Annotated in this window: 15 protein-coding genes; 8 read left to right on the forward strand and 7 right to left on the reverse strand. The window is 69.1% G+C overall.

Translation table 11 applies throughout. The annotated features are described in order from the left end of the window. Positions 1 to 33: 33 nt before the first annotated feature. From tmk to HUG10_RS09755, 3 genes are read left to right on the forward strand one after another with little or no spacing between them, the layout of a single operon-like run. Positions 34 to 624, forward strand: a complete 591-nt coding sequence (gene tmk, locus HUG10_RS09745; RefSeq protein ID WP_179169392.1) for a dTMP kinase — start codon at positions 34 to 36, stop codon at positions 622 to 624. 44 nt (positions 625 to 668) lie between these two features. Next, the gene (locus tag HUG10_RS09750) at positions 669 to 1,535 is read left to right on the forward strand and encodes a DUF7537 family lipoprotein (protein WP_179169393.1); all 867 of its coding nucleotides are present in this window, start codon (positions 669 to 671) and stop codon (positions 1,533 to 1,535) included. A 33-nt stretch (positions 1,536 to 1,568) separates the two neighbouring features. After that, entirely contained in the window at positions 1,569 to 2,390 is an 822-nt protein-coding gene (locus HUG10_RS09755) for a DUF7537 family lipoprotein (RefSeq protein ID WP_179169394.1), read from the forward strand. A 74-nt stretch (positions 2,391 to 2,464) separates the two neighbouring features. Here HUG10_RS09755 and HUG10_RS09760 read toward each other — a convergent pair whose 3' ends face one another. Together HUG10_RS09760 and HUG10_RS09765 are read right to left on the reverse strand one after the other, a co-directional pair. Then, on the reverse strand, positions 2,465 to 2,776 hold the full coding sequence (locus HUG10_RS09760) for a hypothetical protein (RefSeq protein WP_179169395.1): 312 nt from the start codon (positions 2,774 to 2,776) through the stop codon (positions 2,465 to 2,467). Between the two features lie 69 nt (positions 2,777 to 2,845). Then, positions 2,846 to 3,529 carry a hypothetical protein gene (locus tag HUG10_RS09765; protein WP_179169396.1) on the reverse strand — a complete coding sequence of 228 codons (684 nt, stop codon included), beginning with the start codon at positions 3,527 to 3,529 and terminating at the stop codon, positions 2,846 to 2,848. A gap of 215 nt (positions 3,530 to 3,744) precedes the next feature. On the opposite strand from HUG10_RS09765, the gene HUG10_RS09770 reads away from it, so the two are divergent. Further along, positions 3,745 to 4,800 (forward strand): thiamine pyrophosphate-dependent enzyme, encoded by a 1,056-nt coding sequence (locus tag HUG10_RS09770; RefSeq protein ID WP_179169397.1) that lies wholly within the window; start codon positions 3,745 to 3,747, stop codon positions 4,798 to 4,800. A 62-nt stretch (positions 4,801 to 4,862) separates the two neighbouring features. Here HUG10_RS09770 and HUG10_RS09775 read toward each other — a convergent pair whose 3' ends face one another. Next, positions 4,863 to 5,096 carry an Lrp/AsnC family transcriptional regulator gene (locus HUG10_RS09775; protein WP_179169398.1) on the reverse strand — a complete coding sequence of 78 codons (234 nt, stop codon included), beginning with the start codon at positions 5,094 to 5,096 and terminating at the stop codon, positions 4,863 to 4,865. 82 nt (positions 5,097 to 5,178) lie between these two features. On the opposite strand from HUG10_RS09775, the gene HUG10_RS09780 reads away from it, so the two are divergent. Beyond that, positions 5,179 to 5,877 (forward strand): potassium channel family protein, encoded by a 699-nt coding sequence (locus HUG10_RS09780; RefSeq protein WP_179169399.1) that lies wholly within the window; start codon positions 5,179 to 5,181, stop codon positions 5,875 to 5,877. 17 nt (positions 5,878 to 5,894) lie between these two features. Then, positions 5,895 to 6,107, forward strand: a complete 213-nt coding sequence (locus HUG10_RS09785; protein ID WP_179171042.1) for an Lrp/AsnC family transcriptional regulator — start codon at positions 5,895 to 5,897, stop codon at positions 6,105 to 6,107. Positions 6,108 to 6,171: 64 nt separating this feature from the next. Here HUG10_RS09785 and HUG10_RS09790 read toward each other — a convergent pair whose 3' ends face one another. Next, entirely contained in the window at positions 6,172 to 6,693 is a 522-nt protein-coding gene (locus HUG10_RS09790; RefSeq protein ID WP_179169400.1) for a DUF5813 family protein, read from the reverse strand. Positions 6,694 to 7,312: 619 nt separating this feature from the next. On the opposite strand from HUG10_RS09790, the gene HUG10_RS09795 reads away from it, so the two are divergent. Beyond that, positions 7,313 to 8,551, forward strand: coding sequence for a carboxylate--amine ligase (locus tag HUG10_RS09795; RefSeq protein WP_179169401.1), 1,239 nt, complete (start codon positions 7,313 to 7,315; stop codon positions 8,549 to 8,551). 48 nt (positions 8,552 to 8,599) lie between these two features. Here the strand turns inward: HUG10_RS09795 and HUG10_RS09800 are convergent, their stop codons facing one another. The 3 genes from HUG10_RS09800 to HUG10_RS09810 all read right to left on the reverse strand — a co-directional run bounded on the left by HUG10_RS09800 (position 8,600) and on the right by HUG10_RS09810 (position 11,392). Beyond that, positions 8,600 to 9,973 (reverse strand): MATE family efflux transporter, encoded by a 1,374-nt coding sequence (locus HUG10_RS09800; protein WP_179169402.1) that lies wholly within the window; start codon positions 9,971 to 9,973, stop codon positions 8,600 to 8,602. A 135-nt stretch (positions 9,974 to 10,108) separates the two neighbouring features. Then, positions 10,109 to 10,999 (reverse strand): Vms1/Ankzf1 family peptidyl-tRNA hydrolase, encoded by an 891-nt coding sequence (locus tag HUG10_RS09805; RefSeq protein WP_179169403.1) that lies wholly within the window; start codon positions 10,997 to 10,999, stop codon positions 10,109 to 10,111. 36 nt (positions 11,000 to 11,035) lie between these two features. Continuing rightward, the gene (locus tag HUG10_RS09810) at positions 11,036 to 11,392 is read right to left on the reverse strand and encodes a DUF5802 family protein (protein ID WP_179169404.1); all 357 of its coding nucleotides are present in this window, start codon (positions 11,390 to 11,392) and stop codon (positions 11,036 to 11,038) included. A gap of 354 nt (positions 11,393 to 11,746) precedes the next feature. On the opposite strand from HUG10_RS09810, the gene HUG10_RS09815 reads away from it, so the two are divergent. Then, positions 11,747 to 12,277, forward strand: a complete 531-nt coding sequence (locus HUG10_RS09815) for a DUF7344 domain-containing protein (RefSeq protein ID WP_179169405.1) — start codon at positions 11,747 to 11,749, stop codon at positions 12,275 to 12,277. The last annotated feature ends 180 nt before the right edge of the window (positions 12,278 to 12,457 follow it).

The raw sequence follows: 12,457 nt of genomic DNA on the forward strand, positions 1-12,457 counted from the left end.
CGTAAAGCCCGTCACCGAGAGGCGTGCGCACGGATGCTCATCACGCTCGAGGGGCTCGACGGGAGCGGCAAGACGACGGCGTGGGAGGCGCTCCAGGACGTCTACCCCGACGCCACGTTCACGCACGAGCCGACCGACTCGTGGTACGGGAAGGCCGTCCGGCGCTCCGAGGGGAGGGACGACGCCGACCCGCTCGCCGAACTGTTCCTGTTCACCGCCGACCACGCCGACCACCTCTCGCGGGTCGTCAAGCCCGCGCTCGCCGACGGCGACCTCGTGATCTCGGATCGATACACGGACTCGCGGTACGCCTATCAGGCGGCGAGCCTCGCGGACTCGGACCTCCAGCGTCCCCTCGAGTACATCCGCGGCATCCACCAGGCGTTCACGCGCGAACCCGACGCCACTCTCTACTTTGATCTCGACCCCGAGACGGCTGCCGCCCGCGCGGGCGCAACGAACAAGTTCGAGCACGCGTCGTTCCTCTCCGAGGTGCGGGCGAACTACGAGCGACTCGTCGACGCCGAACCCGGACGCTTCGTCCGCATCGACGCCTCGCGCTCGCCCGAACAGGTGCTGGATTCGGTAGAGGACGCCGTCGCCCGACTGCTCGAGGATCGATAGTTCTCCGAAGGAACATCTTTGAGAAGGGCGTGTGATGGCGCGTCATGGCCCGCCTGCCCTCCATCGTGGTCGCGCTAGTACTCCTGCTCGCCGGCTGTAGCGGTCTCACCGGCCCGGCCGACGAGCGACGGACGGTGAACCCGAACCTCGACACGACGCCCACGTCGACGGCCACGCCCGCACCCGACGAGAGGTATCCGCCGGGCGTCTCGGCCGACGGCGTCGACGCCGGGCGGCTCACGGATGCGCACGCCGACGCGCTGGAGGGGGAATCGAAGACCGTCAGGGTCCAGACCACCATCGTCGCAACCAACGGCACGACCCTGCTCTCCCGGACGACGACGACCCGGACGGACGGCGACACCCTGTCTGCCTCGGTGAGCGCCGTCGGTGCCTCGCCCGAGTTCCTCGGCCCCTTCCGCGACTTCGGCTACTGGAGCGACGGGGACCAGACGTTCGTCCGCCAGGAACAGCCGAACGGGACCGTCCAGTACCGGGAGCGTCCGGGCGACTCCATGCCGACCTTCGGCATCAGCCCCACCGGACGATCGACGGTCGAACCGCTGCTCTACTACGCCGAGTTCCAGCACGTCGGGACAGAACGACGGGGGAACGCGACCTATCACGTCCTCACCGCGGAGCCGGGGACGTTCGAGCTGAGCGAGGACGCCCGGAACGTCAAACTCACCGTCGCGGTCACCCAGGAGGGCCTCGTGGAGTCGACGTTCCTCCGCTACGACACGGTGCTTCGGGGGGTTGAGGTCACCTACGTGGTGCGCTTCCGCGCGTCCGACGTGGGGTCTACAACCATCGAGAGGCCAGGCTGGATCGACGAGGCCACGACCGAGGGGACGAACGCCTCCGAGCGGAGCACCACACCGACCGCGACGACCACGAACGGAACCGACTGACCCATTTATCCGTCCCCAGGACAACCCGGTGACATGCGAACGCGGCTCGTCGTCGCGGTGGTCCTCCTCCTCGCGGGCTGTAGCGGCCTCTCGGGGGGCGACGACGCCGGAGGGCGGACCGTGAACCCCAACCTCCAGGGGACCGTGTCGCCGACGGCGAGTCCGACGCCGACCCCGGAGTACCCCTCCGGCGTGACCGCCGAAGGCGTCGACCCGTGGATCCTCGCCAACGCCCACCACCGGACGCTCGCATCCGACGGCGCGACCGTCAGGTCGAATCGGACCATCGTCGGACCCGACGGAGTGACGCTCGCGACCGTCGAGAGCAGGTACGAACGATCCGGAAGCCGGGTCGCCTCCGGCTTCACGGTCGGCGGAGCGGCGCCGGAACGGGTCGGCGTTCCGGGCTTCGACTACGCGCTCTGGAGCGACGGAAACGAGACGGCGACGATGCGGACCCGCCCGGACGGCGAGGCGGAGTACTCCCACTTCACGGGGAGTCCGCCCTCGTCGCTCGTCGTCCCGGGAACTGGACGCGACGCCGTCTACCGCGTCCTCGCGGACGTGAACGTCACCGTCGCCGGACCGGAGGTCGTCGACGGCGAGACTCGCTTCCCGCTCCGCGCGGAGAGCGACCGGGTCGAGCGAGTCGGCGCGCCGACGCGCTCGAACTACTCGCTCGTCGCTTCTGTCACCGAAGATGGCGTCGTCCGGTCGTACCGCGTGCGGTACGAGGAGGAGCGCGAGGGCGTGGGCGTCGTCTCGATCCGCGAGGAGTTCCGGGTGAGCGATCTGGGGAACACGACCGTCCCGCCGCCGCAGTGGGTCGAGGACGCGCGCCAGGAGAGCGAGTAGTCGAACCGCCTGGAGAACTCGAGGGGGACCGGGGTGCCAGTCCCGGCGCTCGACCGGTCCTGGGGGAGGTCGTCTCAGCCGGTCTCGGGGAGGTCGTACTCCTCGGGCGGCGGGACGTACAGCAGGTCGATGGTGAACCCGAGCGCGAGCGGGAGGCCGACGAACACCGCGAGCAGGAGCACCGCGCTGTCGAACAGCGGGGGGATGACGATGCCGGAGAGGATCGTCGTCACGGTGAGGACGACCGGCGTGATGACCAGCGTGTAGACCACCCACCCCCACTGCGTGTCCAGCCGGATGCGGAAGAAGCGCGCCAGCACCGCCGTCAACAGGGTGTTGACCGCCAGCACCACGACGGTCAGCGCGAGCGCGAGGAGCGAAGCCATAGCCCCGATTGGGTGGTCGTGGACTTCGACCTGTCGGAGCGGGGGGACGGGGACGGTGGTGTCGTCGGGCTACGGGAGCCCCACGCTCGTGTACCGCTTGTAGAGGTAGTAGCCGAGGTACGGGAGGCTGAACAGGACGGTGACGACGCTGACGTACGCGAGCGTGAACTGCATCGTCGGGTTCGGATCCCACCCAGCGTCGCTCTCGCGAACGTACTCGGCGTCCTTGTACACGCCGACGGGAAGGAGGAGGGCGAACCCGGTCGCGAGGGGGAACAGGCCGAACGTGCTCGTCGCCGATGCGAGCGCGCCGACGACGACCGGGACGACGAGTCCGCCCACCGCGAGCAACCACCAACGACCGTCCCCCGCGTCGTCGCGGACGACCTCCTGTCGCTTGTAGAGGTAGTGGAGCACCGTCAGCCCCGAGAACAGGAAGCCGAGTACGACGTACAGGCCGGGGTTCGGCGTCCAGTCGAGTTCGTGCTCGCCGAGTTCCTTCGCGTCGAAGTAGAGCAGCACCGGGACGGCGACCGCGAGCAGCAGTCCCAGGGGAATACTCAACAGCCACACGGCCGCGACGCCGTACGCCAGTTCCACCTCGGCCAGCGAGAGCACCGCCATCCCCGCGCTCACCAGCAGGAACAGGACCGGGATGCCGAGAAGCAGTCCCTCCAGCACGTCGTACGAGCGGGACTGGACGTCCCGAGTGGTCAACGCGACGCCGCCGTCGGTTCGTGTCGTATCTGCCATCAGGTTCCGTCTCCCAGTTCGTTACTTGAAACCGGGGACCGAGTTATCATGGCAGATAAACTGGACGATCGAAGGAGGGTTCCCGGTCCACCGCCCGGAGATCGGCTTTCCTCGCGGCCTCCGATGCCGCTCCCGGTCGCACACGGTCACGGCACCCGGTACCGCTCGCGGCCACATCCGCCCCAATTTATGACGAAGGCGGGACACCGCCACGCATGAACCGAACCATCGGCGAACGCGCCCTCGCCGACACGCCCTTCGACGCGGCGGACGCCCGCGAGGCGCTCACGGACATGGTGCGAACCCGGCGCTTCGACGAGCGGGCGCTCGCGCTCCAGCGGCGGGGCTGGATGAGCGGCTACCCACCGTTCAAGGGGCAGGAGGCCGCGCAAGTCGGCGCCGCCCACGCGATGCGGGAGGACGACTGGCTGTTCCTCACCTACCGCTCGAACGCCCTCCAGATCGCCCGCGGGGTGCCGATGAGCGACATCCTGCTGTTCCGCCGGGGGTTCCCGGAGTACCACTCCGACCACGACGTGCCGGTGTTCCCGCAGGCGGTCCCCATCGCCTCGCAGATCCCCCACGCGGTGGGCGCCGGGATGGCGGCGAACTACGGGGGCGAGGACTACGCCTCCCTCGTCTGCTTCGGCGACGGCGCCACCTCCGAGGGCGACTTCCACGAGGGGCTCAACTTCGCGGGCGTGTTCGACGCGCCGACGGTGTTCTTCTGCGAGAACAACGACTGGGCCATCTCGCTACCTCGGAAGAAGCAGACCGCCAGCGAGTCGATCGCCGTGAAGGCGGAGGCGTACGGATTCGAGGGCGTACAGGTGGACGGGAACGACCCCCTCGCGGTCCGCGAGACGGTCCAGGAGGCGTTCGAGTCCGCCCGCCGGGGGGACCCGGTGCTGGTCGAGGCGCTCACGTACCGCGCCGGCGCCCACACGACCGCCGACGACCCATCGGCCTACCGGGAGGAGAACCCGGACCTCCCCGAGTGGCGCAAGCGCGATCCGCTCGAACGGTTCGCCGAGTGGTGCGAGGCGCAGGGGATCGTCGACCAGGAGTTCGTCGAGGACGCGGTCGACGCCGCGAACGAGGAGCTCTCGGACGCGGTCGACCTGGCCGAGTCGGTGCCGCGTCCGGAGCCGGAGGAGGTGTTCGACGAGGCGTACGCGGAGCTCCCGCCGGACATCGAGAAACAGCGGGCGGAACTACGGCGCTTCGTCGACGAGCACGACGACCACGACGTGTACGAACTCGACCGATAAACCGGATCTGGCTCTGGGGGTGGAACCCCGGTCGGCCGCTTCTCCCGCCGGTCAGCGGCTCCTCACTCGTCCATCGAGACGTACGTCCGCGTGTCTGTGACGCCCGGGAGGCTCTGCACGTCGCTCGCGACGGCGTCGAGGAGCTGGTACACCTCCTCGGCGGTGACCTCGGCGATGACGTCGTACTCCCCGGCGACGACGTGGGCCTCCGACACCCCCTCCAGCCCCCGGATCTGCTCGGCGACGTTCCCGGCCTCGCCCGCCCCGGCCTTCACCATCACGAACGCGTGGACCATGGTGTGGCATCGATTGACACGGCTAAAAACCTTCCCCCGGCACGGGGGTACAGTTATCCCTTGCGACGTCATACCACGCCCCATGCGATTCATCGTCATCGGTTCCGGGCGGGTGGGTCTACGAACCGCGCGGGTGCTTCGGGAGGAGGGCCACGACGTCGTCATCGTCGAGCGCGACACCGACCGGGCGGAGCGGGCCCGCAGCGACGGCTTCGAGGTGTTCGAGGGGGACGGGTCGCACGAGAACACGCTGATCGAGGCCGGCGTCGACGCCGCGGACGCGGTGGGGGCGCTCACCGGCGACCTGAACTCGAACTTCGCGGCCTGCATGATCGCCAAGCACCACGGCTGCCGGACCGTGATGCGCATCGACGAGGACTACCGCGAGGAGATCTACCAGAAGTACGCCGACGAGGTCGACGAGATCATCTACCCCGAGCGCCTGGGCGCCATCGGCGCCAAGAACGCCCTGCTGGGCGGGAACATCCAGGCGATCGCCGACATCGCCGAGCACCTGCAGGTGCTGTTGATCACCGTCACGAACGCCTCGCCGATGCAGGGCTACACCCTGAGCGAGGTCGCGCTCCCGTCGGAGGCCCGGATCCTCGCGTTCGGCAAGGAGGACCAGCCGATGGGTATCCCGCTCGCCGACGATTCGCTGGAGGAGGGCGACCGCCTCGCCGTCCTCGCCGACTTCGACGTGCTCGACGACGTGCGCCAGCTGCTCGTCGGCAACGGGGGGAACGACGCCGTGGCCGCGCCCGCGGGGGGTGACCAGTGACCGTCACCGCCTACGTCATGGTGAAGGCGAACACCGGCGACGCCGACCGCGTGAAGGAGGAGATCGAGGCCATCGAGGGCGTCGAGGAGGCGCACATCGTCGCCGGCGACGTGGACTTCGTCGCCCGGGTGCGCGTGGACGGTCCGAAGGAGGTGAAGGCGGTCACCGCCGACGGCGTGCTGAACATCGAGGGCGTCGAGGACACGAAGACGTACATCGCGATGAACTGAGTCGGCCAGTTTTTCGCGTCGACGCCGCTGTTCTCCCTTCTCACAACGGACGCGCGCTTCGAACTCAGGCGTCGTCGCCGCCCGCACCGCCGGCGGCCCGCGCCCGGTCGATGAGCCCCGTCACCGGTTCTCCGTACTCGTAGCCCGGAATGACGCCCTGGACGTACGTCCCCTCGACGTAGTCCACGACCGCGGCCGCGTCGTCGACGCCGCGGCGCTCGTTGATGTCAGCGAACGACGCCTCGACGACCGCCTCGTCGCCCTCGCGGGAGACTGCCGGGTCGAGGTCGTGGCCCGCGCTGGTCACGTCGCCGATCGCGGCGATCCGGCGCTCGAACGTCTCGTACCACCCATCGACGACCACGTCGTCGACGTGCTCCTCGGCGACGGCGTCGATGGTGGGCACCCGAACCGTCACGTCGAACTCGAGGCGCCCGTCGTCGCGCTCCGCGACGGCGACGCCGGCGTCGAAGGGCGTACTGGTGTCGGGGAACCCGACATCGGTGTCGCCCGCGTCGTCGGGGTCGTCGGCGAACGCGTCGTGGTCCCGGAGGGCGCGGCGGACGCGCCCGGGAAGCTCGCTCATGGGAGTGTGGAGGTGGCGGTTCCGGTTAAGCGCCGCGCTCTTTGGTTTCCCTCGCTGATCGTTTTTCTCGGTTTCTGGGCGAACTGTTGCCGTTCCTCGATGGGCTAGCATACTCACAGTTCCTCGGTCGGCGAGCAAGACCACTACCCCAAGCGTCACGAGACACCACCGGCCTCCCTTACCTCGGAGCACGCTCCTCGGAAGTCACACTCGCTGACGCTCGCGTGACCAGCCGATTCGCTCTCAGTCGGCGCTTCACGAGACTCACTTCGTTCGACTCGTGTGGTCTCGTTCGCTCTCTACGGTCCCTCACGAGACCGCCACGAGGGCGCGCCGGCTCGCTTCATCCCTCGCGCGCGTCTGCTCGCCTTCGGCTCGCAGTCACGCGCGCCAACCGCCAGATTTCGCCAGAATGCTGGGCCGATTGCAATGCAAATCCGAAAGCGGCCGGAGCGAACGTGCGCCGCATGCCGCACGAGCGCGGCCGGTGGGGGCTTTCGAGGCCATCCCCTCGGCATCGTCCCCAAAGCTAATCCTACGAAACGAAGTCGCGTCACCGTCCACGGCAGAGAACGCCGATTGACAGGGGTCTTTCCCGCCCACACACGAACGGACGCCAATGGCCGACACCTTCCACGACACGGCGGACCTCCTCGACGCCCTCGAATCAGCGTCGTTCGACCGACCGCCCGCCCTCGTCGCGAACGCGCACATCACCGGCGTGAGCGTCGCCCGCGCGCTCGACGCCCACGACGTACCGGTAATCGCCCTCGACCGCAACGAGAACGGGGTCGCCTGGCCCTCCGACGCCATCGACTTCGCCGGGGAGGTGACCTACCCCCTCGACGACGCCGACGGCTTCCGTGCCGACGTGGAGGACGTCGTCGCGGCCGCCGGAACCGACTGCGTCGCGTTCGCCTGCATGGACGAGTGGGTCCGCGGCTTCGCGGAGACCGAACCCGAGGGCGTCCGGCTCCCCTTCTCCGATCTGGAGGGTATCGAGCGCGTGCTCGACAAGGACAACCTCTACCGGCTCTGCGAGGAGCTCGGCGTCCCGTACCCCGAGACGTACCGGCTCTCGGAGACGCCCGCCGACGAGGTCGTCGAGGCGCTCGGCTTCCCGCTCGTCATCAAGCCCGCGCACAAGCGGAAGTTCGAGGAGGCGTTCGGGACCAACGTCATCGAGGTCGACGACCGCGAGTCGTTCGACGAGACCATCGCGGCCGCGGCGGACGCCGGCGCGAACGTCCTCGTCCAGGAGAAGGTTCCCGTGAAGACCGGCGCGGACACGTCGCTCGCCTCCTACGTCCCGCCCTCGGGCACGGACGACGCCGTCTCCGTCGTCGGCAACGCGGCCGTGCGCTTCCCCCGCCAGTTCGGCACCTCGTGCATGGTGGAGACTGTCGACCGGCCCGCCGTCCGCGACCGGGCGCTCTCGGTGCTCGCGGAGACCGGCTACCACGGCATCAGCGAGTCGGAGTTCGTCTACGACGAGGACCGGGAGGAGTACGTCCTGCTCGACATCAACACCCGCCCCTGGAAGTGGATCTCCATGCCCGTCCGGGCGGGCGCGAACCTCCCGATGGCCGCCTACGCGGCCGTGACCGACGCCGAGTACGGGGTCGACGACGTCGGCGAGGGGCGCTGGGTGTACCTCCGCGACTACCTCGAACTGTGCGCCACCGACCCGGCGTTCTGGGACGTGCTCTCGACCGAGGACTGGGCGAGTCTCGTCTCGGGGAGCTTCGAGGACGCGGGGGACCTCACGACCGGCGTGTACCGCCCCTCGGACCCGGACCCGGCCGCCAGGCTGGTGGAGACGGAGTTCACCGACCGCGAGTACTACTGCTCCTGTTGAGGGGCCTCGGCTCGGACACGATCACGATGCGCCGGAGGCGGCGGCGGTTCAGTCGGAGACGTCCGCCCGCTCGGCCATCATCTCCGCGGCCTTGTCCGCCCACCCGCCCCACAGGAACCCGCCCGTGACCACCAGCGCCCACCAGGCGTAGCTCAGCGCGATCCCGGCGTACACCCCGGGGAGTCCGTAGTCGAAGGTGATGCCGACCACGTAGGCGAAGCCGAGCATGAACAGGACCGTCCCGCTGAGCCGGGCGTAGAGGGGGGTCCGCGTGTCACCCGCGCCCCGGAGGCTGCCGGCGATGGGGGAGAACACGCCGAAGGAGAGCATCGAGACCCCGAAGACGCGGGTGAACGTGACGGCGTACTCGAGGGTTTCGGGGTCGCTCGTGAAGACCCGGGCGATCCTCCCGGCGCCGGCGAAGAGGACGACCCCGGCGAGCCCCAGCGTGAGGACGCTCAGCGCCGTGATGGCGACGCCGGAGAACCGCGCCTCCTCCGGCTTGCCCTCTCCGAGGGTCTGGCCGACGACGATGCTGGAGGCGGTGCTGTAGGAGCGATACAGCGGACCGCCGAGCTGCTGGTAGATCCGGCGGCCGATGTGGTAGGCCGCGTTGACCTCCGTCCCGAAGGTGAGCAACAGGGCGTTGAACGGGAAGTTCGAGAGCGACGTGCTCATCCCCTCGGCGAAGGTGGGCAGGCTCACGGCCACCAGCTGGCGCGTGATCGTGAGATCCGTCGGCCGAGCGAGCGAGAGATCGGTCCGACGGTTCGCGATGGCGGCCGTCATGACGACGGCCTCGAACGTGCGACTGATCGCGTTCGCCAGCCCGACGCCGACGATGCCGAGGTCCGGGAGCGGCCCCAGGCCGAGCCCGAGACCGACGGTCGAGAGGATGTTGATTCCGTTCGCGGTCCCGTTGACGAACATCGGCGTGCGCGTGTCGCCGGTCCCCTGCAGCGACCGGGCGCCGACGAGCCCGATGATGCGCATCGGCGCGGCCGCGAAGACGATCGCGAGGTAGCGGCCACCCATCCTGACGACCTCCGATTCGGCGCCGAGGACCGCGATGAGCGGGGCTGCGAGCGTGAGCCCGGCGACGATCAGCGGGAGGCCGGCCAGGAACCCGATGAGGAGCGCCTGGGTGATCGCCTGGTCGCGCGCGGTGTCGGCGCCCCGCCCGGTGTCCTGGCTGGAGAGCGCGATCGCGCCGGTTCCGAGCCCGAGACCCATCCGCAGCGGGATTTGCGCGTAGAGGTCCGCGAGCCCGACCGCGGCGACGGCTGCCGGCGAGAAGAGACCGGTCACGACGACGTCGACCGTCCGCATCAGCGTGTTCAGCGTCTGCTGGACGGCGATCGGCCACGAGAGCGAGAACGTCCGCTGCCAGATGGCGAGCACGCGCTCCCGGCGATCGCCCATACACCGTTCGAAAAGCGGCACCGTCCGATTGAGCGTATCGGTTCCAGTGACGCCCGGGGGGTTTCTAGACGAGGGCCATCGCTAGTTCGTCGAGCCTCCCGGCGTGTGCGGGCTCCACGAAAGGGAAACCGTCCGTCAGAGCAGGTGGAGCGTCGCGGTCCAGAACCCCTCGAACGCGTCGTCGAGCGCCTCCTCCGGGTCGCCGGTCGCGTCGCTGCCGGCGGTGTGGTCCGCCAGGTCCCGGAGTTCGGTCAGCACCGTTCGCTCGCCGACCAGGATCAGCCGGTCCGCCTCCGCGCAGTCGAGCGCCTCACGACAGCGGTCGAGGTGCTCGTCGACCTGCTCCTGTCGGAGCCGCTCGAAGCGCGCCTGGGAGTAACCGCCCTTGTCGTGTTCGCTCATCACGTCGGTCGTGAACCCCTCGTACTCCACCCGCTCGGCGTCCTCGTACACGCCGAGTGCGAACGTGTCCGACCGGGCGAGCGCGAACGCCAGCCGCCCCGTCGGCCGGAACCACGACCGCTCGACGCGGAACCCGTCGCTCCACTCGCAGAACCGCTCGGGCGGGAGCGCCGGGTCGAGTGCGCACGAGACGACGCCGGCGTCGTCGCGGTAGACCAGCGTCGGCGCCGCGCTGCGGGCCAGGGGCGCCCGCTCACCGAACTGGTCCCGAACTGCCTCGGGCACCTCGTCGCCGGTCACCATCGCCGAGAGCGCGCCCTCGGCGCCGGCCTCGACGCTCCGGAGCCGCCTGAGCACCGAGTCGAGCCGGGCGCCGCGGAGCTCCTCGGTGCCGCGGAACTCGGGGACGTCGTCGTCCGTCTCGGCGCGTTCGACCCTGTCCTCCAGCTCCTCGATCCGGTGTTCGAGCTCGTTGACGCGCTCCTCGGCGTCCTGACGTCGGTGAACGGCCTCGCGGCGTCGCTCCTCCTCCCCCTCCAGCCGTCCGCGGAGACTGTCGCGTTCGTCCTCCAGTTCCTCGACGCGCGCTTTCAGCCCGGCGCGCCCGAGGAGTCGGTCGAGCATACACGGGTGCGCGGCGCCGGCCGGGAAAAAGGTGCCTTACGCGCTCGACTCCCCGTCCCAGCCGGTGTACTGGAGCAGGTCGCTCGCGCGCTCCGCGTTCGCGAGGAACACTTCGCGACGGCCGGGGAGCTTCCCCTCGAGGTCGTCCGGCACCGCGTCCGCCGGAAGCGCGAGCGTTCCGGTGGGGACGTCGTCGTCGCCGACGACCGGATAGTGGCGCGTTCCGACCTTCATCACGAGCGGGTTGTCGAGGCGCTCCACGCCGTCCCCGGTGGCGTAGAGCTGTTCGTTGACCCGCTCGTGGTCGTCGCGCCTGATAGCCGCCTCGTCCTCGCCCCGGGGCTGGACGTACAGGCTCCCGAGGTAGTATCCGCTTGAGAATCGTTCGAACATGCTGTCCGGTTGAGGGTAGTTGCCGAAGGTGTGTTAAGTGTTACCGCAAACCATTATATGGTCGTACAATCAGCGGGTCGCGTCCGGTGCCGCCGTCCGTCGATCTGCCGCGGTTTCCCGGGAACGAGTGGAACGCGTCGAAGCGACGGGAGTGCTCGTGTACGCGATCGCCTCATGCCCTGGTTACACACTGGCGTGGGGATTCAGAAATCCCGGTCGTGGTCCGTCTGACGTGCGTCAGACGCACGTCTCACGAAAAACTATGCTGTATGATACCTTGGCACAATTCGGTGTGTTTCCGAGACCGAACACGGGGCCCGAATCGCGGTCCCGGTTCCAAGGAGGGGCAAGACCATGGCATCATCATCGACGGTCGAGACGGTGGGGGAGGAATCGGGGGCGGTCGACGCCGACGACGACCGGCGCACGGACGGTAACGCGTCACCGGTAGGGTCATCGGGCGACACGGAGGAGCCGAGCGACTTGCCGAGCGACGTCGTCTTCGGGTTGCTGTCGGCCGAACGGAGGCGCAACGTGCTCAGGTATCTGCACGAGACCGACGGGGAGGCCACCATCGGCGAGGTCGCCGAGTACGTCGGCGCGGAGGAGAACGGGATCGAGGAGCGTCGTCTCTCCTCGACGCAGCGTAAGCGCGCGTACGTCGGGCTGTACCAGAACCACCTCCCGAAACTGGACGACGCGAACGTGATCGACTACGAACGAGCGCGGGGGACCATCGAACTCGGGGAGGGGGCGGAGCAACTGTTCCCCCACCTGTACCTCGATTCGACGGACCCGGAGGGGGGCGACTCGGGGGACGAGGTCGCGACGTCGAACTGGCTCGACGTGCTCCGGGCCAGAATACGGGATCTGATCCCGTTCTGAGTCGACGCGGCCGTCCAGCCGTGACGGCCCCGGGACACCGGCGGAATCACCCGCCATCGGGGTACCGATTCGTCCGAGAGACGCGCTTCAATCCGGTCGCGTCCCACGAGGGACACGTCTGGCACACGGATACGACGGATAGTTCCTGTAGGTTCGCGCAGTTCGCAGTCGGCGGCGACC

The organism is Halorarum halophilum (assembly GCF_013401515.1).
In the GTDB taxonomy this organism is placed as follows: domain Archaea; phylum Halobacteriota; class Halobacteria; order Halobacteriales; family Haloferacaceae; genus Halorarum; species Halorarum halophilum.